Annotated in this window: 19 protein-coding genes; 8 read left to right on the top strand and 11 right to left on the bottom strand. The window is 39.9% G+C overall.

The window, feature by feature from the left end; genetic code table 11:
- Window positions 1-98: 98 nt before the first annotated feature.
- Window positions 99-851, bottom strand: coding sequence for a sulfite exporter TauE/SafE family protein (locus tag JI723_RS02995; protein WP_272581094.1), 753 nt, complete (start codon window positions 849-851; stop codon window positions 99-101).
- Window positions 852-1,078: 227 nt separating this feature from the next.
- Here JI723_RS02995 and JI723_RS02990 point away from each other — a divergent pair, with 227 nt between their 5' ends.
- Window positions 1,079-1,636, top strand: coding sequence for a helix-turn-helix domain-containing protein (locus tag JI723_RS02990; protein ID WP_140179019.1), 558 nt, complete (start codon window positions 1,079-1,081; stop codon window positions 1,634-1,636).
- Here the strand turns inward: JI723_RS02990 and JI723_RS02985 are convergent.
- The 4 genes from JI723_RS02985 to ivbL all read right to left on the bottom strand — a co-directional run bounded on the left by JI723_RS02985 (window position 1,633) and on the right by ivbL (window position 4,875).
- A complete protein-coding gene (locus JI723_RS02985; protein ID WP_070927585.1) occupies window positions 1,633-2,289 on the bottom strand; it encodes an alanyl-tRNA editing protein in 657 nt (218 codons plus the stop codon). The two genes, JI723_RS02990 and JI723_RS02985, sit on opposite strands and share 4 nt — an antisense overlap.
- Before the next feature lie 406 nt (window positions 2,290-2,695).
- On the bottom strand, window positions 2,696-2,980 hold the full coding sequence (ilvN, locus tag JI723_RS02980; RefSeq protein WP_070927583.1) for an acetolactate synthase small subunit: 285 nt from the start codon (window positions 2,978-2,980) through the stop codon (window positions 2,696-2,698).
- 2 nt (window positions 2,981-2,982) lie between these two features.
- Complete coding sequence (gene ilvB / locus JI723_RS02975; protein WP_272581096.1) at window positions 2,983-4,680, bottom strand: acetolactate synthase large subunit; 1,698 nt, start codon at window positions 4,678-4,680, stop codon at window positions 2,983-2,985.
- Between the two features lie 105 nt (window positions 4,681-4,785).
- Window positions 4,786-4,875, bottom strand: coding sequence for an ilvB operon leader peptide IvbL (gene ivbL, locus JI723_RS02970; protein ID WP_154598840.1), 90 nt, complete (start codon window positions 4,873-4,875; stop codon window positions 4,786-4,788).
- A gap of 338 nt (window positions 4,876-5,213) precedes the next feature.
- Between ivbL and JI723_RS02965 the strand changes: the two genes are divergently transcribed.
- Complete coding sequence (locus JI723_RS02965) at window positions 5,214-6,380, top strand: MFS transporter (RefSeq protein WP_272581097.1); 1,167 nt, start codon at window positions 5,214-5,216, stop codon at window positions 6,378-6,380.
- Window positions 6,381-6,452: 72 nt separating this feature from the next.
- Here the strand turns inward: JI723_RS02965 and JI723_RS02960 are convergent, their stop codons facing one another.
- The gene (locus JI723_RS02960; protein ID WP_272581098.1) at window positions 6,453-7,043 is read right to left on the bottom strand and encodes a TetR/AcrR family transcriptional regulator; all 591 of its coding nucleotides are present in this window, start codon (window positions 7,041-7,043) and stop codon (window positions 6,453-6,455) included.
- Window positions 7,044-7,125: 82 nt separating this feature from the next.
- On the opposite strand from JI723_RS02960, the gene JI723_RS02955 reads away from it, so the two are divergent.
- Both JI723_RS02955 and JI723_RS02950 read left to right on the top strand, forming a co-directional pair.
- The gene (locus tag JI723_RS02955; protein WP_272581099.1) at window positions 7,126-7,773 is read left to right on the top strand and encodes a GNAT family N-acetyltransferase; all 648 of its coding nucleotides are present in this window, start codon (window positions 7,126-7,128) and stop codon (window positions 7,771-7,773) included.
- A gap of 368 nt (window positions 7,774-8,141) precedes the next feature.
- Window positions 8,142-8,549: a helix-turn-helix domain-containing protein gene (locus JI723_RS02950; protein WP_070927573.1), complete on the top strand. Its 408-nt coding sequence runs from the start codon at window positions 8,142-8,144 to the stop codon at window positions 8,547-8,549.
- A gap of 406 nt (window positions 8,550-8,955) precedes the next feature.
- Here JI723_RS02950 and JI723_RS02945 read toward each other — a convergent pair whose 3' ends face one another.
- Window positions 8,956-9,474, bottom strand: a complete 519-nt coding sequence (locus JI723_RS02945; protein WP_140179013.1) for a single-stranded DNA-binding protein — start codon at window positions 9,472-9,474, stop codon at window positions 8,956-8,958.
- Between the two features lie 341 nt (window positions 9,475-9,815).
- On the opposite strand from JI723_RS02945, the gene uvrA reads away from it, so the two are divergent.
- Window positions 9,816-12,650: an excinuclease ABC subunit UvrA gene (gene uvrA, locus JI723_RS02940; protein WP_070927203.1), complete on the top strand. Its 2,835-nt coding sequence runs from the start codon at window positions 9,816-9,818 to the stop codon at window positions 12,648-12,650.
- A gap of 86 nt (window positions 12,651-12,736) precedes the next feature.
- Here the strand turns inward: uvrA and JI723_RS02935 are convergent, their stop codons facing one another.
- From JI723_RS02935 to dnaB, 3 genes are all read right to left on the bottom strand, one after another.
- On the bottom strand, window positions 12,737-13,933 hold the full coding sequence (locus JI723_RS02935; RefSeq protein WP_070927205.1) for an amino acid aminotransferase: 1,197 nt from the start codon (window positions 13,931-13,933) through the stop codon (window positions 12,737-12,739).
- A gap of 195 nt (window positions 13,934-14,128) precedes the next feature.
- Window positions 14,129-15,211 (bottom strand): alanine racemase, encoded by a 1,083-nt coding sequence (gene alr, locus JI723_RS02930; protein ID WP_272581100.1) that lies wholly within the window; start codon window positions 15,209-15,211, stop codon window positions 14,129-14,131.
- 251 nt (window positions 15,212-15,462) lie between these two features.
- Window positions 15,463-16,872 (bottom strand): replicative DNA helicase, encoded by a 1,410-nt coding sequence (dnaB, locus tag JI723_RS02925; protein WP_070927209.1) that lies wholly within the window; start codon window positions 16,870-16,872, stop codon window positions 15,463-15,465.
- Window positions 16,873-17,200: 328 nt separating this feature from the next.
- On the opposite strand from dnaB, the gene JI723_RS02920 reads away from it, so the two are divergent.
- A complete protein-coding gene (locus tag JI723_RS02920; protein ID WP_337979767.1) occupies window positions 17,201-18,184 on the top strand; it encodes a quinone oxidoreductase in 984 nt (327 codons plus the stop codon).
- Window positions 18,185-18,228: 44 nt separating this feature from the next.
- Here the strand turns inward: JI723_RS02920 and dusA are convergent, their stop codons facing one another.
- Window positions 18,229-19,170, bottom strand: a complete 942-nt coding sequence (gene dusA, locus JI723_RS02915; RefSeq protein WP_233445739.1) for a tRNA dihydrouridine(20/20a) synthase DusA — start codon at window positions 19,168-19,170, stop codon at window positions 18,229-18,231.
- A gap of 813 nt (window positions 19,171-19,983) precedes the next feature.
- Here dusA and JI723_RS02910 point away from each other — a divergent pair.
- Window positions 19,984-20,262 (top strand): helix-turn-helix domain-containing protein, encoded by a 279-nt coding sequence (locus JI723_RS02910; protein ID WP_070927215.1) that lies wholly within the window; start codon window positions 19,984-19,986, stop codon window positions 20,260-20,262.
- Window positions 20,263-20,374: 112 nt separating this feature from the next.
- Complete coding sequence (locus JI723_RS02905; protein ID WP_272581102.1) at window positions 20,375-21,136, top strand: prepilin-type N-terminal cleavage/methylation domain-containing protein; 762 nt, start codon at window positions 20,375-20,377, stop codon at window positions 21,134-21,136.
- The last annotated feature ends 23 nt before the right edge of the window (window positions 21,137-21,159 follow it).

Raw genomic sequence — 21,159 nt, 5'->3', positions numbered from 1 at the left:
CCATTTTTAGTCTATTTAATAGGTAAAAAACCTATGATTGTTTTTGATAACCATAGGTCATAGATATTGAAACGGTGATTATAGCATATTTTATATTTTTATAGGATAAAGAAATAGCGATATAACAAGGTAATCCCTGAAATTAAAATAATAATATTAATAATTTTTAAAAAAGCTTCTCGCGATATTTTTAGCGTTATATGCCGCCCTGCCCAAATACCAAGTAGCATTGCAGGAGAAAAAGCTAAGGCCATTAATAAAATATCAGTATTAACATACACTCCCATAACCAAAAATATAATGACTCGCGTTAAAGTACTAAAACCAATTAATGTCATTTGTGTAATGCGAAAGCGTTGCTTATCGGCAATACGACTGGATAGATACATGGCATAAATAAAGCCACCGCTACCAAATAATGCACTAAACACCCCACCCACTAAACTAAAAGGGATCACTAGCACTTTCGAAAAATGTGATTGACCTTTTTTTGAGAAAAATGAATGCAGTACATAAAAGATAACAAAAATACCTAACAGTAAAACCAAGATATCAGGACGTGTTTTTAGCAAGATAGCGGCGCCAATCAAGCTACCAACCACCATAAGTGGAATAATCCATTTTATTTCCTGATAATCTGCATTTTTACCATCTTTTATTAGATTAAGCAGCGCTGCTGTTAAATCGATCAGCGCCAATATCGGGACAATCATATTTAATGGCAAATACATTGCTAATACTGGTGTTGCAATCAATGCAGAACCAAAGCCAGCCATCCCAAAAACTAAATAAGCACATAATAACGTGATAAAACAAATCATCATTTCTAAAGAAAAGAAATCAAATGGCATAGTGAAACCCTATAAGAGAGATTTTTATCCACTATAAATTCTTCTAGAAAAATAAAATAGCCTCATCATTATTTTTCATGAACTATTTAAGTTAACGATTAAATAAGGTACTTAAGGTAATTTATTTTCATTTCCAAAAGATTATTTTATCAACAATACCTTTCTGGCATAAAATGGCTATTATGTTAGAATTTACAGCATAGTTTCACTTTCAGGGACAGCAAATCGTGGACAAAAAAATTAATATTAAAATTGGACAAAAAGTACGTTTATTGAGACAAGCAAGAAGTCTGTCATTAAATGAACTCTCCCGCTTATCAGGGATCTCAAAAGCGGCACTGTCAAAACTAGAATCAGGGGATTCTAACCCGCGAATTGATACCTTAGAAGCCATTGCGATCGCACTACGTTTTCCTCTTAGTGACCTCTTCACTCTCCAGCACGAAGCTTACCCCTATTTAGTGAAATCAACACCAATGCAAGGCGACTATACGCAACAATTCAAGTTTCGTATTAATATGGGCAATATTTCAGAAATCTGGCAACTCAATATGAAACGCGGTGCTGTCATTAACAGCCCTGCTCATATGAGCGGTACCCATGAACACATTATGTTGCATACCGGCTCATTAATGTTGCGTTTAAAAAACGAACAAACTGTCTTGTTAGAAGAAGGCGATTTTTATGCCTTTAGCTGCGATTTCCCCCATTCCTACTTATGTATGGAGGGGGAACTGAATGCAACCGTCGTGATGACCTATTCACACCTTAGTGATGGTATCTAATCATTAATGTGCTTTGCATCATAGCTAATACGTAGAGTACCTTTTTTGAATTTCATTGATTTAATTGCAAATTGGCAGATTTTCCCCAGTGAATCTACATGCGTTCCTCCACATGGTACTTCGTCGCCTTCGCTCACACTACATAAGCGCAGATCTCCTCGTTGTTCTATGGATACACGGTGATCACCCAATAAGCTTTCATTCACTAACTGCTCGATTTGCTGATCATTTAATTGTTCAAGTGGGATCGCATCATCGCTAATGGCACTAAATTCAACGCGTGATTCATCTGGAAAGTGATGGCCTTTTTGTCCTTTCCAACCAAAACGTGCCATTTCCCAACTTAATAAGTGCCCCATTGTATGCAACGCCGCATAATGTTGACGCTTTTCTTGATCAATTTTAGCAGTTACAGATACACCTGCCTTCAGCTCTTCAGCGACATAAGCCACAACCAAACCATTCAAATGTTTCTTAATACGAACGGGTTGTTCATTAATCCAAGCCGTATCTGCGGGCTGCCCTCCACCTTGAGGATGAAAAATATTATCAGTAAGCGCAACCCATTGACCTTCGTCATCTTGTCCCTGTTCTAGTATGGTTGTTTGGATTTCACAAAGATAAGTTTCAGTAAGATAAAGATTGTTTTGCATGAATAATCTACCTCGCAATGGTGACTTAATAGTACGGTGATGTTTAGCTTGTTATATCACCATTGTTCGCTTTAGGAAACACCAATCATTTAAAAACGAACAAATGTACTTTGATTGTGTCATTTACCCACAAAAAAATTCAACCTACAGGGTGAGTGTAGGTTGAATATGTATACTCTAAATAATTCGAGGTGCAGCTAGGCGACAAGTGAACGAATCGCTAGGAGCATAGAAAACGATGTGACTGGCGTGAGTGAACGTAGTCAACAACGCTGCAACTTGAAGTATAACGAGTATAAATACTTTGAATAATTCAAGACGCTGCTAGATGGCAGATGAATAAACCGATGGCAGCATAATCATCACGTATTTAACAAAAAGCACTTCAAATTGAAGTCTAACCTACCTATTGTAGGTAGTTTTGCATTGTCTCAAATAACCGCAGATCGTCGCTAAAACGAACCTCTCTAACGTCTTCTAATTTCTCAACTTGATTAATCATTTGCGACAAACGTTCATCTTTTTGTACCAACAACCATATGCGGCTTTCATCTTTATCTTTAATTGGCATACAGAGGATACCGTCAACGTTAAATGCTCGACGAGCAAATAAGCCACAAATATGTGACATAACGCCTGGATGGTTACGGACAATAAGTTCCAAAGCAATAGGGTGATGTTCAAAAACCATAATTACGCTCCGATCATATCAATGTTAGCTGCACCTGGGGGAACCATTGGGTAAACTTTTTGGTTCACATCGATCAGGGCATGAATTAAGCAAGGACCTTTCGTGTTCATAATGGCTTCAAGCGCCATTTCAGGATCGGCTTCGGTATTAAGATCGCAGGTTTGCAAACCAAACCCCGCCGCTATCTTAATAAAGTCAGTTTGATATGGATAAGCAGCTGCATAAATGCGGTTGTCAAAAAACAGCTCTTGCTGCTGATAAACCATGCCTAGCGCTTGGTTATTCATCAAAACAATTTTAATATTCAATTGATGTTCAACTGCGGTAGCAAGCTCTTGAATATTCATCATTAAACTGCCATCACCTGAAAAACAAACGATCGTCTTATCTGGATTAGCTAAAGCCGCTCCAATTGCTGCGGGTAAGCCAAAGCCCATCGTGCCTAAACCGCCAGAAGTCAGCCATTGGCGTGGACGTGACAATGGATAAACCTGTGCAGCCCACATTTGGTGCTGCCCAACATCCGTAGTCACTATCGCTTCTTCACCCGCCGCTCTTGCCGCCGCTAAGACTAAGCCATAGTGAGTTAATGGATTATCTGCCTCACTTAAATTTAATGGATAGTTCTGCTTCAATTCATTAACACGAGTTATCCATTCTTCACGTTGATTTCGTTCAACCAATGGCAACAATAACTCAAGAATTTGTCCTGCATCCGCATTTATCGCAATATCAGGGCGTTTGATTTTACTGATTTCCGCCTTATCAATATCAACGTGAATGATCTTCGCATTAGGGCAAAATTTTTCTGCTCGACCAATTGCGCGATCATCAAAACGTGCACCAATAACAATGAGTAAATCAGATTCTTCCATCACCATATTAGTACTACGAGCGGCGTGCATACCTAACATGCCTAAATAAAGCGGATGGCGCATAGGAAGCGTCCCCAGCGCCATAAGTGTCATGGTGGTTGGCAATGAGGCTTTTTCAGCAAAAGCAACCGCTGTTTCAGTCGATTCAGAACTAATCACCCCACCGCCAAAATAGAGAACAGGTCGCTTGGACTGATTAATCATTTCGGCTGCTTGCAGGACTTTTTCCATATCAAAACTAGGCGCTTTATCTTTTGCCTGAATTTCAGGTAATGCTTCAAGCTCAATGGTTGCTGTTTGTACATCTTTAGGGATATCAATCCAAACCGGCCCCGGACGTCCTGATTCTGCAATACGAAATGCATCGCAAATGACTTTTGGCAACTCATTGATATCACGAACTAAATAGTTATGTTTAGTGACTGGAATCGAAATACCATAGGTATCGACTTCCTGAAATGCATCCGTCCCAATCATTGAAGAGGGTACTTGCCCTGTTATACAAACCAATGGGATAGAATCGAGCTTAGCATCAGCAATAGCGGTCACAAGGTTAGTTGCTCCCGGACCACTGGAAGAGATACATACCGCAGCTTTACCCGTGGTACGCGCAATGCCTTGGGCAATAAAACCGGCACCTTGCTCGTGGCGAGCAAGAATATGGCGGATTTGTTTACTTTTCCCTAAAGCATCGTAAAAAGGCAGTGCTGCTCCACCGGGGATCCCCGATACAATGGTGATACCCTGTTTTTCCAACAGGTGAACTATCAGTTCAGCGCCTGTAAAACAGGTTTTGTTTGATGATGTTGCGCCCGACTTGCTCATAATTTTTATCCTTCACACTAGGCGGCGGATCCGAGCGGTTGGTCATAAAAAAACCCCGCTCGGTTCGCGCCGGCGGGGTTCTAAATCTGCGTTGATTTGTACCCGTTACGGCGCTAAGCCCACGACCACCACCACACGCACGACCACCGCAGCACGTGGCGCGGTAAGTAGTAGGTTTGAATGATGAAGAGTCATGTTCACGGGTTAATCCTATTAATCAATTCTGAGTTTAAATTATTAATCATTATTCTGTGTAAGTGCTTTTAAGAAAACACATCTAATTCATAATAACAATCATTTTTTCCAATTTTATATACCGCGAATGTAAAACGCGATCAATATCACATTAAATAAACACAAACGATTTATCTAATAATCTTCAATTATGAAATATTATTATCTAGTTAAAAATAGTATTTCTTCCTCCTTGACTTCAAGTCAACTTGAAGTTGTAAGATGCCAAACATCCAACGCCATCCACAATTGAAATGTAGCGGCAATATCAATTTATTTTCTTTATTTTAGAGGGTGTTATGCCAAAAAATGTTTGGTGGTTAACAATTGCATTAGCACTATTTACCACGGGAAATGCCATTGTGCTTTCTACTGCCGTTGTCATTGGTGAAGCGCTTTCGTCAGATCCGAGTTATTCGACAATACCGTTATTGAGTCAATATATTGGTCTGATTATGGCGACGATCCCCATTGCCTATTTCATGCAGAAATATTCTAGAAAATTTGGCTTTATCTTTGGCAATATTGCTGGAATGATTGGCGCGATTTTATCCATCTTAGGAATTATTTATCACAACTTAATTCTTTTCTCGATTGGCTTATTTTTTACTGGGGTCGCCATTGGTACGGCAAAACAATTTCGTTTTGCTGCACTTGAAGAAGCGCCTCAATATTTGCATGCTAAAGCAGTTGGTTTAGTTATGAGTGGCGGTATTGCCGCCGCTTTAATTGGGCCAACACTTGCCGTAACAGCGCAGCGCTTTTTTTCCGCGTATCCATTTGCGGGTCCGTTTAGCGTATTAGTGGTTATCTACCTAATCGCCTTTGTGCTATTGCTCAATATCCCATTAAAGAAAACATCTCTGCACCAACAGGATAACACTGACCAAAAGCGTAGCTATCAACAACTGTACTCACAGCCAATACTCAAATTAATTGCTGTTGTCAGTGCTGCTGGTTATGCATTAGTCGTATTTACTTTTGCTTCTATTCCACTTTCCATGAAACAACATGGTTTTTCATTTGCGTTGATCGCAATTGTATTTCAGTGCCATGTGCTGAGTATGTTTGCTCCTTCATTTTTTACAGGGCATCTAGTGCAAAAAATCGGTGCGAAAAAGATCCTCTCTTTGGGCATTTTATTACTGATGTTATCTGCCACAATGAATCTTCTTGGCACTGATTTTTATAATTATCTACTGTCAGGTATTTGTGTTGGCCTTGCATGGAATTTAATTTTAATTAGCACTACCAGCCTATTACCTCATAGCTATCAAGCTCATGAACGAGGCAAAGTGCAAGGTATGACAGATTTCCTGATTTACTCTTTTGGCGCAATAGGCAGCCTTGGCGCAGGAGTATTATTCTTCTCACTTGGCTGGCAACTTATGAATATCGTAACGGTTATCGCAGCTCTGATGATCTTTGTAACCTATCTATCATTAAAAAAATATCTTCCACATTAGAGGTAGGCATATCACCTACCACAATGTTCTTAAATACTGTTTTTTAAATCATTGCTCTTTAACAATCGAGTTTTACGTTGATAGTGTTTTCTTAATCATAAAAATAAAAGCATCAAGACTTTCTTGCCAGTTAAATTCGGGATCCATTAATTCACGACCGATTGTTCCATCAGCTGTAGTCATTAGCCAAGATGCAGTATTCTCAGGGTGTAGCTGGAGGTCTATTTCCCCCTTGTTTCGCCCCTCAATGATTAATGCTGTCAGCTTATCCCGCAGTTTTTTATCGTTTTCAACAAAAATACGGTTAATCTCAGGATTGCGACTAGCTTCAGCGAAAATTTCGATACTAATTCGCGCATAGTCAGGATCGTTATATAGCTCGATCAATCTTGTCATCATTAAGATCACGGATCCAATAGATGAACTAGCTTCTTCAACTGAATTTAAGATCTGCTCAAAATAAAGCTGATCTTCTATGGCAATAGCTTCGATAATGGCATATTTGGTTGGGTAATAATGAAATAAATTCCCAGGGCTCATTCCAGCGGCTTTACATATTTCAGCAGTTGATGTTGCATGAAAGCCTTTTTCAATAAAGCAGCTAATCGCAGCATCAATAATTTGTTTTTTCTTTGCTTTTTGCCTTTCGGTCTGAGCCGACATAGATTTCTCCCAAAAACACTGGACATAAAAAACTAGACTGATTACTCTATCTATAATTAGTTAATCGTGACAAGGCCAACCTATGCTAATTGAAAAGCAAAATTTTAGCTTAGACTTACTCAATATCGAGCCTTTATCTAGTGAGTCAATCTTAGCATCATCGGCGCTCTTTTTTCAGTCCTTTAAAAGCAAATTTGTGATGTTAAAAAAATCAGAAAATACAACTTTGCAAGCGCTGATCGATGACATCTGGAAAATCCAATTTACTGATAAATCAGAAAGGCAATTTATAGTGAAATATCAAAACAACGTCGTCGCTGCTTTTGGTATCTCTCTTTCTGGACAATCAGAAAAGTTGCCACGAATGCCCATCAATGACGTCATTAGAATGGTGAAAAAATATGGTTTATTGACATTTTTAAAAGCACAATGGGTGTATTCATTACTTAAATACACACCTGAAAATGATGAGGCTCATATTGCCTATATTGGGGTTGATACACGGTTCCAAGGGAAAGGCATCGGGAAATTTATCCTAGCTTGGATAAATCACTATGCCAAGCTCAATACACCAGCAAAAAGAGTTTCATTGTATGTGGCTGAATCTAATCTTGGGGCTAAAAGACTCTACGAGCAGGTAGGATTTCAAGAAGATGAATATGAAAAATCAGCCATCACAAAATTTGCTATGGGTATTAACGGCTGGTTTTATATGAACTGTAATCTTTAAAGATTTTACTATCTACAGCTAACCCTATGAATCAAAAAACTATGGGCACATTTAGCTTGAATTTAATAATGTTATCCGCTGCGTTACAAAAATAGCGTGAGTTATATTAATTACTCTCCCTACAAAAGAGAATTATTATTTATCAATTTAGCAATAAAGTTACAGCTAATGCTGGAATTAGAATATTAAAAGAAAAATTTCTCGATAAATAGCTAAATACAGTAAATGCCGATGTAATCACTATTTTTCATAGTAGAAATCACTTTATTGCTCAACAACAATCGGCATTGTAGTTTGTTTAATCTTTATTTATTTAAAACCGACTAAATGGAGGCTATGCTTATAATCTAACAAGCAGGAAAATCATTATGTATAACAAATTATCCATCTCATCTAACAACAGATATACTCAATTCCAGTCTACTGTCGTTTCCGATATTATTGTTTGGATAGAAGAAAATCTTACCAACCGATTATTATTAGATGATATTGCACAGCATGCTGGGTATACAAAATGGCACTTACAGCGGGTATTCCGTAAAGTTGTAGGTATACCCTTAGGGGAATATATTCGTCGTAGAAGGATCAGTGAAGCAGCAAAAGACCTACGAACAACAGACATGCAAGTAATTGATATAGCATTAAAATACCAATTCGATTCACAGCAATCATTCGCAAAAAGATTTAGAGCGTATTTAGGAACGTCACCTTCTTTATACCGTCTTGCTGATATTTGTGATAATGACCTTCCGCTGTTAGAACCACAGGTAGCTTAATCAGCTAATATGAAAAAATATCGAAATTTAAAATATAACCGTATAACCCTCTAATAAGCTCCACATCTTAAGCGATTGGAGCTTTATTTTTTGGTAAAAAACAAAAATACCCGCTTTATATTTCGTTACACTATTAATTAAATCAATCTTAATAAAGTCTTAAGGTTTATATTCATAAATAAAGTTATTATTGAAGTAATGCCTAGAGTTATTTTTATATTTAACACCAGCTCAAAATTAAATATTAAATTAATCGATAAAAAATATCATAAATTGATTAATCAATTTAAATGTCACTTATATTTTCACTTCTAAAATTGTTTTTCCAAAGTTAAATCTTTGCTTAATATAAAACAAAAAACCCCGATAAACGGGGCTTTTTCAGAATAGCTCTTAATAGCCACTCTTAGAACGGAATATCGTCATCGAAATCCATTGGTGGTTCACTACTTTGTGGAGCTGGAGCTTGTGAACGTGCTGGAGCCCCGCCGCCACTGAATTGCTGAGCTGCTGCTGGTTGCTGAGGTTGGCCCCAACCACCTTGACCACCTTGACTTTGGCCTGATGAATCACCGCCACGGCCACCTAACATTTGCATTGAACCGCCAATATTAACAACCACTTCTGTGGTGTAACGATCTTGACCACTTTGATCTTGCCACTTACGTGTTTGCAAAGAACCTTCAATGTAAACTTGTGAGCCTTTTTTCAGGTATTCGCCTGCAACTTCAGCTAATTTTCCGAAAATCACTACACGGTGCCATTCGGTTTTTTCACGCATTTCACCGGTTTGCTTATCGCGCCAGCTTTCAGAAGTTGCCAGAGTTAGGTTTGCCACAGCACCGCCGTTAGGCATGTAACGGATTTCAGGATCTTGCCCCAAGTTACCGATAAGAATTACTTTATTTACGCCTCTGCTGGCCATTTAATTACTCCTGATGCATTAAATTTAATCTCTGTATTAATCGTGAAGTTTAGCACGACCTATCCTCTATTGCATACGCATTACTGATGAAAATAACAGTGGGTTAATCAAAATGCGAGCCGCTTTGTAATTATATTCGCCATCTTTCGAGTTGACCGCGTTCATTCACTACTCATCACATTTATCTATGTTCCTAGCGCCCTATTCCATACCACCTAGCTACACCTTGAATTATTTAAGTTGTATCATTTTAATAATATACTGTATATCCATTCAGTTTAAGTTGTGCGATAATGATCCACTTATGATTGTTCACTATCAAATCATCCGGGAAGTGGTAAATGGATAATATCGAAGTACGCGGTGCCCGCACTCATAATCTGAAAAACATCAATCTCATCATCCCCCGAGACAAGCTGATAGTTATTACTGGGTTGTCTGGTTCTGGGAAATCTTCATTAGCCTTTGACACGCTGTATGCAGAAGGCCAACGGCGTTATGTTGAGTCTCTATCAGCCTATGCAAGGCAATTTCTTTCTTTGATGGAAAAACCTGATGTTGACCATATCGAAGGTCTATCACCAGCAATTTCGATTGAGCAAAAATCAACCTCCCACAACCCGAGATCAACAGTAGGAACAATCACTGAGATCCACGATTATCTACGTTTGTTATTTGCCCGAGTGGGTGAGCCTCGCTGCCCAGATCATGACATCCCATTAGCGGCACAAACCGTCAGCCAAATGGTCGACAACGTGTTAGCTCAACCGGCAGAGCGCCGAATGATGTTACTTGCACCTGTGGTGAAAGATCGTAAAGGTGAACACGTAAAATTATTAGATAATCTCGCCACACAGGGCTATATCCGTGCACGTATCGATGGTGAGGTGTGCGACCTCTCCGATCCGCCAACGCTTGAACTACAAAAGAAGCATACTATTGAAGTCGTTATTGATCGCTTTAAGATCCGTGATGATATTGCTCAGCGTTTGGCTGAGTCATTTGAAACCGCGTTAGAGTTATCCGGCGGTACCGCAATTGTTGCAGATATGGATGACCCTAAAGCTGAAGAATTAATTTTCTCGGCTAACTTCGCTTGCCCAGTCTGTGGTTATAGCATGGTTGAATTAGAGCCGCGCCTGTTCTCATTTAATAACCCAGCAGGCGCCTGCCCAAGCTGTGATGGTCTTGGTGTGCAACAATTCTTTGATCCCGAAAGAGTGATCCAAAATACCGAGATTTCATTAGCCGGTGGCGCGATCCGTGGTTGGGATCGTCGTAATTTTTATTACTTCCAGATGCTACAGTCTCTTGCTGAACATTATAAATTTGATGTTGAAGCACCTTATGATTCACTCAGCCCAGCGATTCAAAAAATTATTCTCTATGGGTCTGGGAAAGAAAGCATTGAGTTTAAATATCGTAACGATCGCGGCGATATCACAGTGCGTCACCATCCTTTTGAAGGCGTACTCAATAATATGGAGCGTCGTTATAAAGAAACGGAATCAACCGCAGTTCGCGAAGAATTAGCAAAATATATTAGCAATCGTCCTTGCGTGACATGTCACGGTACACGTTTACGTAAAGAGGCACGCTTTGTTTTCGTTGAAAATACGACACTACCAGAAATCGCCGACTACAGCATTGGTCACGCAATGGCGTTTTTCCAAAATCTCAAGCTAAGTGGGCAACGTGCGCAAATCGCAGAAAAAGTCCTAAAAGAGATTGGTGATCGACTGAAATTCTTAGTTAACGTGGGTCTCAACTACTTAACCCTATCACGTTCAGCAGATACTTTATCTGGAGGTGAGGCTCAACGTATCCGTCTTGCTAGCCAAATCGGTGCTGGTTTAGTTGGAGTCATGTATGTGCTGGATGAACCATCAATCGGTCTACATCAACGGGATAACGACCGTTTATTAGAAACCTTAATCCATCTACGCAACTTAGGTAATACCGTCATCGTGGTTGAACACGATGAAGATGCAATCCGTGCCGCAGATCATATTATTGATATTGGTCCCGGTGCGGGGGTACATGGCGGACAAATCGTCGCTCAAGGCACATTAGAAGATATTGTCTCTAACCCTGAATCATTGACTGGTAAATTCCTGAGTGGTGAACGCCGCATTGAGATCCCCGAAAAACGTATCCCAGTCAATAAAGACAAGATGCTGACCGTATTTGGCGCCAAAGGTAATAACCTGAAAAATGTGACCTTAAAACTACCAGTTGGTTTATTTACCTGTATCACAGGTGTTTCAGGTTCAGGGAAATCAACATTAATCAACGATACCTTGTTCCCAATCGCACAACGTCAATTGAATGGTGCTACCACAATCACACCAGCACCTTACTTGGATGTTGAAGGTTTAGAGCATTTCGATAAAGTGATTGATATTGACCAAAGTCCAATTGGTCGTACGCCACGTTCCAACCCTGCAACTTATACAGGTGTATTTACACCAATTCGTGAGCTATTTGCTGGCGTACCTGAATCACGAACCCGTGGTTATAATCCAGGACGTTTTAGTTTTAACGTCAAAGGCGGGCGCTGTGAAGCATGCCAAGGTGATGGGGTGATCAAAGTTGAAATGCACTTCTTACCTGATGTCTATGTGCCTTGTGATCAATGTAAAGGTAAGCGTTATAATCGCGAAACTTTAGAAATCAAATATAAGGGCAAAAGCATTCATGAAGTCCTTGATATGACGATCGAAGAGGCACGTGATTTCTTTGATGCCGTACCTGCACTCGCTCGTAAACTGCAAACCTTAATGGATGTTGGGCTGTCTTATATTCGCTTAGGACAATCAGCGACTACACTCTCAGGTGGTGAAGCGCAACGCGTTAAATTAGCACGTGAGCTATCAAAACGTGGAACTGGGCAAACTATTTATATTCTTGATGAACCAACCACAGGGCTGCATTTCGCTGATATTCAACAGTTACTTACCGTCTTGCACCAACTGCGTGATCAAGGTAACACCATTGTGGTTATTGAACACAACTTAGATGTGATCAAGACAGCCGACTGGATTGTTGATTTAGGCCCTGAAGGAGGAAGCGGTGGCGGAGAAATTCTGATTTCAGGAACTCCAGAAGAAGTCGCTGAATGTGAAAAATCACATACAGCGCGTTTCTTAAAGCCTATCTTAACGCGTGGTTATTAGTAATAATAACCAGTCTTCCGGATTGAGATAATAAAAAACGCAGGCTAAGCCTGCGTTTTTCTATCAATCAATTATCTACTGATTATTTATTCGCTTACCGCTGCAAAAGCTTCAACAATACGCTGAACATTATGGCGATTAACACCAGCCATGCATACACGACCCGTGCCAACTAAATAAACAGCAAATTCATCTTTTAGACGAGCAACTTGTTCTCTTGAAAAACCGGTGTAGCTGAACATACCGCGTTGTTTCAATAAGTGGTCAAAATTCTTTTCAGGTAGCGCCTTTTTCAGCTCGTTCACTAACACGGTACGCATTTCCAAAATACGTACACGCATTTCTTCTACTTCTTGTAACCATTGTGCTTTTTGCTCAGCATCTGTCAGCACTTGAGCCACAATTTTAGCCCCATTAGATGGAGGGCTAGAATATAAACGGCGTACACCCGCTTTCAATTGCCCTAATACACGGTCGCGTTCATCTTCATTTTCACAGATCACTGACAGGCCACCTGCTCGCTCACCATAAATACCAAAGATTTTAGAGAATGAGTTGCTAACAAATACGGGTAATCCTGCTTTGACCATTGTTCTGATCGCATAAGCATCTTCATCGATCCCTTCTGCAAAACCTTGATATGCGATATCTAAGAATGGGATCAATTTTTGGGCTTTAGCGACTTTAGTCACTTCATCCCATTGTTCTGGAGTCAAATCAGACCCCGTTGGATTATGGCAGCAAGGGTGCATCAAAATAATGCTTTGTTCTGGCAGCTGCTTAAATGTTGCTAGCATTTCCTCAAATTTTACCCCTTTGGTTTTTTCATCAAAGTAAGGGTAGTAGTGCACTTTTGTTCCTGCACCAGAGAAAATTGATGCATGGTTTTCCCATGTTGGGTCGCTACACCATACTTCTGATTTGGGGAAATAGTGATGAAGGAAATCAGCGCCGAGTTTTAATGCACCAGAACCACCGATAGTTTGTACGGTTGCGATACGCTCTTGTGCAATTAAAGGACAATCCGCACCAAATAGCAGTTTTTGGATCTCTAAACGATAATCCTTCAAACCTTCCATTGGTAAATAGAGTGACGCGCTAGCAGGACGTTTATTGATTTCTGATTTTGCATGCCCAACCGTTTTTAGCTCTGGGGTTTTGCCTTCACCATCATAATATAGGCCAATGCTTAGATTGATTTTGTTATCACGGCTATCTTTATTAAACTCATCCATCAGCGATAAAATCGGATCGCCAGGGTAAGAATCAACATGTTTGTACACAGGTATCTCCCTAACTTCTTCTATTATATTGATTTGTTATACTTCAAGTTATTACACCTTTAGTTAAGGTATAATGACCGCGTTCAATCGCTATTTATCAAACTCTTTGTATGCCCTAGCAACTCATTCTCTGTCACTTAGCTGCATCTTGAATTATTTATATTATTTTGTATTTTGAACATAACCCTTTGTTAGCTATTCGTCTAGATATTCCATAACGACACGTGAGGTTAATTTTGTAAGTAGCTCATAATTAATTATGCCTGTATATGCGGCAATTTCTTCAACAGGCAGAGCTTTACCCCATAAAATCACCTCATCTCCAACTTTATCGTTGGCATTTGGCCCTAAATCGACGGTGATCATATCCATGGAAACTCGTCCAACAATTGGCACTTTTCGACCATTAATCAGTACTGGTGTTCCCGATGGAGCGCTCCTTGGATAGCCATCTCCATAGCCAATTGCAACCACACCAAGCTGGGTATCACGCTCACTGCACCATGTTGCGCCGTAGCCAACACACTGCCCTGCGGCATGTTTTCTAACCGCAATTAAGGTTGATTTAAGTGTCATCACGCTTTGCAAACCAAACTGTTCTGCAGATTTTCCCTCTTGAGGGGAGGCACCATACATGATGATCCCCGGCCTTACCCAGTCGTAGTGAGCTTCTGGCCATAATAAGATCCCTGCGGATGCCGCAATTGATTTTTCACCTGCTTTATTGGCAATAAATTGTTTAAAACAGTGAATTTGCTGGGTTGTTGTTGGCAGCTCAGGCTCATCCGCCTGACAAAAGTGGCTAACAATATTAATGGGGAGTTTAACATTTTTGCAGCACTGTAAGCGTTGATAAAAGGCTTCTGCATCTTGGGGGAGTACACCTAAACGATGCATACCTGTATCAAGTTTCATCCATACCTTGATAGGCTTAGAAAGCGAGCTACTTTCTAGCATTTCAAGCTGCTCAACACAATGTATTACAGTATCGATTTGTTGCTCAACTAAATAAGTCAAATCAGCGCGTTCAAAAAAACCTTCCAATAATACGATCGGTGACTTAATTCCTTGTTCTCTTAATGCGATAGCTTCCTTAAGGCGGGCAACACCAAAGCCATCGACTAAATCTTCAACCGTACTACCTACTTCGGTTAATCCATGACCATAAGCGTTTGCTTTAACAATTGCAATGAGACGGCTGTGTGGCGCAAGTTCTCTTACTCGATGCAAATTGTGTCGCAGAGCGCGGCGGTTAATTAATGCGGTTGCCGCTTTCATATTTCCTCTTTTATTTATGTTCTATACGCTAATCAATATCAAAATTGACTCAGTAAGTTAGCGCTAAATGGTTCAAGTCACAGTGAGGTGAGTCTCAAGGAGACTATCGTATGCATGTACTGATAAAGACTCTAAATAATTCGAGTTGTAGCAAGGCGGCAAATAAAGCGAATCCCTAAGAGCATACAAAAGTATGTGGCTAGGGTTACGTATGAAACCAACACCGCTACAACTTGAAGTATGACGAGTATTTATTCATCGTCGTATGCAGGCCCTGCATAATTATCAAACCGCGACCATTGACCATTAAATGTCAGTCGAACCGTACCAATTGGACCATTACGTTGCTTACCTAAAATAATTTCAGCAACCCCTTTCAATTCACTGTTATCGTGATAAACCTCATCACGATAAATAAACATAATAAGGTCAGCATCCTGCTCGATAGATCCTGATTCACGTAAGTCAGAGTTCACAGGGCGTTTATCTGCACGCTGCTCTAAGCTGCGGTTAAGCTGTGACAAAGCAACGACTGGAACATTCAATTCTTTTGCCAATGCTTTCAATGAACGTGAAATTTCTGCAATTTCTAACGTACGGTTATCAGATAAAGCCGGTACTCTCATCAACTGCAAGTAGTCAATCATAATAAGACTTAGGCCACCATGCTCACGATAAATACGTCGGGCACGGGAACGCACTTCTGTAGGGGTCAACCCCGAAGAGTCATCAATATACATGTTACGTTTTTCAGAAAGGATCCCCATGGTGCTCGAAATACGCGCCCAATCCTCATCATCTAACTGACCAGTACGAATACGAGTTTGGTCTACACGAGATAAAGACGCTAACATACGCATCATGATTTGGTTACCGGGCATCTCCAAACTGAAAATAAGAACGGGTTTTTCTTCTGTCATGGCCGCGTTTTCACACAAGTTCATCGCAAAGGTGGTTTTCCCCATTGATGGACGAGCCGCAACAATAATTAAGTCCGAGCCTTGCAGACCAGCGGTTTTCTTATCGAGATCTTGATAGCCAGTCGATACCCCAGTCACCCCATCATGAGGCTGTTGGTAGAGCTTCTCGATTTTTTCGATAGTTTCGGCCAAAATGGCTTCAATATCTTTTGGCCCTTCGTCTTTATTTGCACGCGATTCGGCAATTTGGAAGACTTTTGTTTCCGCAAAATCGAGCAGATCCTCACTACTTCGCCCCTGCGGATCATATCCTGCATCGGCAATTTCATTGGCGACAGAGATCATATCACGCACAACTGCACGTTCACGGACGATATCTGCATAAGCGTTGATGTTTGCCGCACTTGGCGTATTTTTAGATAATTCAGCGAGATAAGCAAACCCGCCAACACCATCTAATTCACCTTGCTGCTCAAGAGATTCAGATAATGTGATCAAATCGATAGGTTTGCCTTGCTCAAGTAAAGTCTGCATTTGAGCAAAAATAGTGCGGTGTGGACGGCTATAAAAATCGGCATGGGTCACACGCTCAGAAACGGTATCCCAGCGTTCGTTATCCAACATCAACCCCCCCAATACAGACTGTTCCGCTTCGATAGAATGAGGTGGAAGCTTTAAGCCTTCCATCTGCGGATCGCGCGGTGCACTGTTCTTGTTTTCTGAAGGGTATTTTTTAGCCATACTTTATGATCCACATCTATTATTAACTAGCGCATTAGTATACGCCAAACTTGTTATTGAAGGGGGTCTTTCTTTGACTTTAGTTAGCTGAATTTTTAGATCCTATTTATTTGCTGTACAACCCTACATTCATATCACCAAAACATAGCGTTATTGTCGAGTCATTGATATGGTGGATATACTCATTATGCTTCAAGTTGTGGTGCTTTTCGTTAAGGTATAACTAGTCACCTACTTATGTAGGCTCTCAACGATTCATTCACTTGTCATCTAACCACACCTTGAAATATTTAGAGTATAAAACAGACTGTTTCTATCGGAGATGATCATGGTAAAACGTATTGAATTTGTACAACACGGTGGCCCTGAAGTTTTAAATTACACCGATTTTGACCTAAAAGAACCCGCCGATAACGAAATTCAGATAGAAAACCATGCCATAGGGATTAACTATATTGATACCTATGTGCGTAGTGGTTTATACCCTGTAGCCAGTTTACCTTCAGGCTTAGGAACTGAAGCCGCAGGTGTTGTTGTAAGAACTGGCTCTCAGGTGACAGGCTTTCGGCCTGGAGATCGCGTTATGTACGCTCAAGGGCCGTTGGGAGCATATAGTGAAGTGCATAATGTGCCGCAACATGCTGTCGCTCACCTTCCTGATGGAATTTCATTCCAGCAAGCCGCAGCTTGTGGCCTAAAAGGGATGACCGTTTACTATCTCCTAAACCAAACTTATCAAATTAAACGCGATGAAATTTTCCTATTTCACGCAGCAGCAGGCGGTGTGGGCTTAATTGCTTGTCAATGGGCGAAAGCTCTCGGCGCAAAAATGATAGGTACTGTTGGTAGCAACGAGAAAGCTCAGCGCGCAAAAGCCGCTGGTGCATGGGAAGTCATTAATTATCAGACTGAAGATATTGCTGAGCGCGTTAAGGAACTAACCCAAGGCGAGAAAGTTAACGTCGTTTATGACTCTGTTGGTCAATCTACTTGGATTGCTTCACTGGACTCATTAAAACGTCGCGGTTTGATGGTGAGTTTTGGTAATGCCTCTGGCCCTGTAACTGGGGTTAATTTAGGTATTCTAAATCAAAAAGGCGGCCTGTACGTCACTCGCCCATCATTGGGTGTATATGTTTCCGATCGCGCGGAGCTGGATCAAGCAAGCAAGGCACTATTTGATATGATTTTAAGCGGCAAACTTAATGTCGATGTGCCAGAGCAACAAATATTCGCACTTAAAGATGTGCAAACCGCTCACCGCACACTGGAATCACGAAAAACACAAGGCTCTAGCCTACTAATACCGTAATCAGCAATGTGGGTGTCAACAACCTTATTGGCACCCAATTAACACTATTCCCCGCGAGTCACTAGCGCAAGAGCGTGCTCAACCACGGCTAAATCTGCCCCTTTCTTATGTGCATTTTCACTCAAATAACGCCGCCATTGACGAGCGCCGGGGATCCCTTGAAATATGCCTAACATATGACGAGTGATATGCCCAAGATAGGCTCCTTGCGATAATTCTTTCTCTATATAAGGAAACATTTGTCGCACTGCTTCAACAGCATCAACGACAGGTAATTGATTATCAAATAATTGATTATCTACAGCAGTTAAAATCGATGGATTTTGATAAGCTTCACGACCCACCATCACGCCATCAAGGTACTGCAAATGTTCTTGTGCTTCCTCAAGCGTTTTAATGCCACCATTAATAGCCATGGTTAAATGTGGGAAATCGCGTTTCAGTTGATAAACGCGTGGATAATCTAGCGGTGGAATTTCACGATTTTCTTTCGGGCTAAGGCCGGATAGCCATGCTTTGCGTGCATGGATAATAAACATTTCACATCCGCCTTTAATTGAAACCGTATCAATAAAATCACACAGAAATTGATAGCTATCTTGCTCATCAATACCAATACGTGTTTTCACCGTAACGGGGATCGAAACCACATCTTGCATCGCTTTGATACAATCTGCGACTAATTGAGCATCAGCCATTAAACAAGCACCAAAGCGACCATTTTGTACACGATCAGACGGGCAGCCTACATTCAGATTGATTTCATTGTAGCCACGTTGTTCAGCTAATTTCGCGCATTGTGCTAATGCAATGGGATCACTTCCCCCCAATTGCAATGCAACTGGTTGTTCTTGCTCACTAAAGGCAAGATAGTCCCCTTTACCATAAATAATCGCGCCAGTCGTTACCATCTCTGTATACAGCAAAGTATTTTTGCTGAGTAAGCGATGAAAATATCGACAATGACGGTCGGTCCAGTCCAACATAGGCGCAACCGAGAAGCGATTAAGATTACGGTAACCTTGCGCTGTAGTATGTTCAATACTGATTGAGTTTGGTGTTTGTTGTTGCATACTAATCTTTTGAGTTTTATTGATTTTTAGCTCTTTAGAAATAAAAAACGTAATCCAAGAACCAATTCAGTTGAGTATTGTAGCATAGACTTTGTGTCATCGTGACCATTCGTACTTTAATGACTATTTTGTATCATGTTAACTGGAGATTAAAGCAATCAAATGATTAGATTAAGCATTTATCGATTAATACACATACCTTAAATCAGGTAAATTAACGAGTAAGTGAACAATTACTTCATCCAAAATAATAAACAAGAGAGAAAATTCTTATCATATGAGTAATTTGAAGAAAATAACAACTATATAATATAGATACAATTCATATTTAATGTACATATTTAAGCATATATCTACGCTATAGAAATAAATTAAATTCTTATCTGAAGAGAACTTTGAAACAAAACCTTTCATAGCATTTTAATATATTTCTATTTTAGTGAATTCTGACCATAAATTATTACCCGTATACCAAGTATTCTTTTTCTAACTCAATAAATACACGTTAAAAATGTATTTCTATTTTCATTTAAAATCAACAATATAATAGAATAAAATTTCGTAATGAACTATAAAAATGGTTATTAATACATTTTTCATGATAGGTTTTCGCTTTTGTTTCGGACATTATCAATAGGTTACAATGGATTATCATTCGATGATATTATAATTCACATCAGGACAAGTTAATTATCCAATTACTACATAACGTATATGAGCAAAATTATGAGTACTAATAGATATAATGAAAATAACATTAATTATCTGATTGGTTGCTTTATTAGAAAAGCAAGGCGAGCAAGAGGAATGAGTGGTAAAGAGTTCTCACAAAAATTGAATATCAGCCATCAACAACTCTCTCGTTATGAAAGAGGTCTGACTAGCTTCACCCTTTGTAAACTTATCTTATTTCTAAGAGCTTTAGAAAAAAATATTAATGATTTACTCACCGAAATTCATTGGAATGAAAATAAAGACATATTACTTAATGTAGATTATCAGTAATCTCAAAAACCTTTTTATATTAAATTATATCTTTCTTAGTTTCTATATTTTTTATAGGTGCTTATTTCATCTATAAAAAATGTATATCTAAAATAAACAATAGGAGAAGTTGATGTTTAAGTTTTATCAAAACGCGCAAGTCGAAAAGAAATCACTAGTTCAAAAGTTAAAAGCACTCCATACGGCTAAAAACCAACGAGGCATGACATTACTTGAAATCATTATCGTCTTGGGGATCGTTGGTACTATTGCTGCTGGCGTTGTTGTACTGGCACAACGTGCATTTGATAGCCGTGCAATTTCAGAAGTTGTAAATAACACCAATACATTACGTGTTGCAATGAAAGATGCATACCAGCGTGCTCCTGGTTATCCAGTATCCAAAGGAACGTCAGGTGATTATGATATTGTGAGCATTAAAGATGCCACTAACTCAACAGAAGCTATAGCACGCCTCGTTCAGCTAGGAAAAGTAACAACTGATGAAGCTCTTAATGGAATTTCTAATGACTTTATTAACATTGGTGCAGGGAAAACAGCTGCAAACCAAGGTGCTGAACCTGGTACCGGCGAAACCCCAGCAAAAGGTAAGAGTGGTTATAAAGGATTCGTAGTTGAACTCAACGGACTAAACCAAGAACAATGCCGTAGCATTCTGATCCAAGTAGGTAACCTATGGGATTACGCAGCTGTCGGAGCTTCAGCACCTTCAGGGGTATATACTGTCAAAACAGTTGTTGATATGACAGTCGCACCAACCGGTCCAGTTCTTCGTTCTTTAGGTACTAATGGTAATGTCGATCTAACCCCAGATGCAGTTGCGGCTGTATGTGTGGATGCACCAACTAACTCGGTAATTTTAGGTACTCGTTAATCATTAATCTTTAGTATCTAAGA

Origin of the sequence: Providencia manganoxydans (assembly GCF_016618195.1) — a bacterium.
GTDB lineage: Bacteria > Pseudomonadota > Gammaproteobacteria > Enterobacterales > Enterobacteriaceae > Providencia > Providencia manganoxydans.
The sequence above is the reverse complement of the archived record's forward strand: the minus strand, read 5'-3'. Positions and strand labels throughout refer to the sequence as shown.

What these genes read in the sequence shown, in the direction of transcription:
- ivbL (WP_154598840.1), bottom strand. Translation starts at nt 4,875, where the DNA reads ATGACTCTTCATCATTCAAACCTACTACTTACCGCGCCACGTGCTGCG.
- JI723_RS02920 (WP_337979767.1), top strand. Translation starts at nt 17,201, where the DNA reads ATGGTAAAACGTATTGAATTTGTACAACACGGTGGCCCTGAAGTTTTA.
- JI723_RS02985 (WP_070927585.1), bottom strand. Translation starts at nt 2,289, where the DNA reads ATGCAAAACAATCTTTATCTTACTGAAACTTATCTTTGTGAAATCCAA.
- JI723_RS02995 (WP_272581094.1), bottom strand. Translation starts at nt 851, where the DNA reads ATGCCATTTGATTTCTTTTCTTTAGAAATGATGATTTGTTTTATCACG.
- JI723_RS02960 (WP_272581098.1), bottom strand. Translation starts at nt 7,043, where the DNA reads ATGTCGGCTCAGACCGAAAGGCAAAAAGCAAAGAAAAAACAAATTATT.
- JI723_RS02910 (WP_070927215.1), top strand. Translation starts at nt 19,984, where the DNA reads ATGAGTACTAATAGATATAATGAAAATAACATTAATTATCTGATTGGT.
- alr (WP_272581100.1), bottom strand. Translation starts at nt 15,211, where the DNA reads ATGAAAGCGGCAACCGCATTAATTAACCGCCGCGCTCTGCGACACAAT.
- dnaB (WP_070927209.1), bottom strand. Translation starts at nt 16,872, where the DNA reads ATGGCTAAAAAATACCCTTCAGAAAACAAGAACAGTGCACCGCGCGAT.
- JI723_RS02965 (WP_272581097.1), top strand. Translation starts at nt 5,214, where the DNA reads ATGCCAAAAAATGTTTGGTGGTTAACAATTGCATTAGCACTATTTACC.
- JI723_RS02905 (WP_272581102.1), top strand. Translation starts at nt 20,375, where the DNA reads ATGTTTAAGTTTTATCAAAACGCGCAAGTCGAAAAGAAATCACTAGTT.
- dusA (WP_233445739.1), bottom strand. Translation starts at nt 19,170, where the DNA reads ATGTTGGACTGGACCGACCGTCATTGTCGATATTTTCATCGCTTACTC.
- uvrA (WP_070927203.1), top strand. Translation starts at nt 9,816, where the DNA reads ATGGATAATATCGAAGTACGCGGTGCCCGCACTCATAATCTGAAAAAC.
- JI723_RS02945 (WP_140179013.1), bottom strand. Translation starts at nt 9,474, where the DNA reads ATGGCCAGCAGAGGCGTAAATAAAGTAATTCTTATCGGTAACTTGGGG.
- ilvN (WP_070927583.1), bottom strand. Translation starts at nt 2,980, where the DNA reads ATGGTTTTTGAACATCACCCTATTGCTTTGGAACTTATTGTCCGTAAC.
- ilvB (WP_272581096.1), bottom strand. Translation starts at nt 4,680, where the DNA reads ATGAGCAAGTCGGGCGCAACATCATCAAACAAAACCTGTTTTACAGGC.
- JI723_RS02950 (WP_070927573.1), top strand. Translation starts at nt 8,142, where the DNA reads ATGTATAACAAATTATCCATCTCATCTAACAACAGATATACTCAATTC.
- JI723_RS02955 (WP_272581099.1), top strand. Translation starts at nt 7,126, where the DNA reads ATGCTAATTGAAAAGCAAAATTTTAGCTTAGACTTACTCAATATCGAG.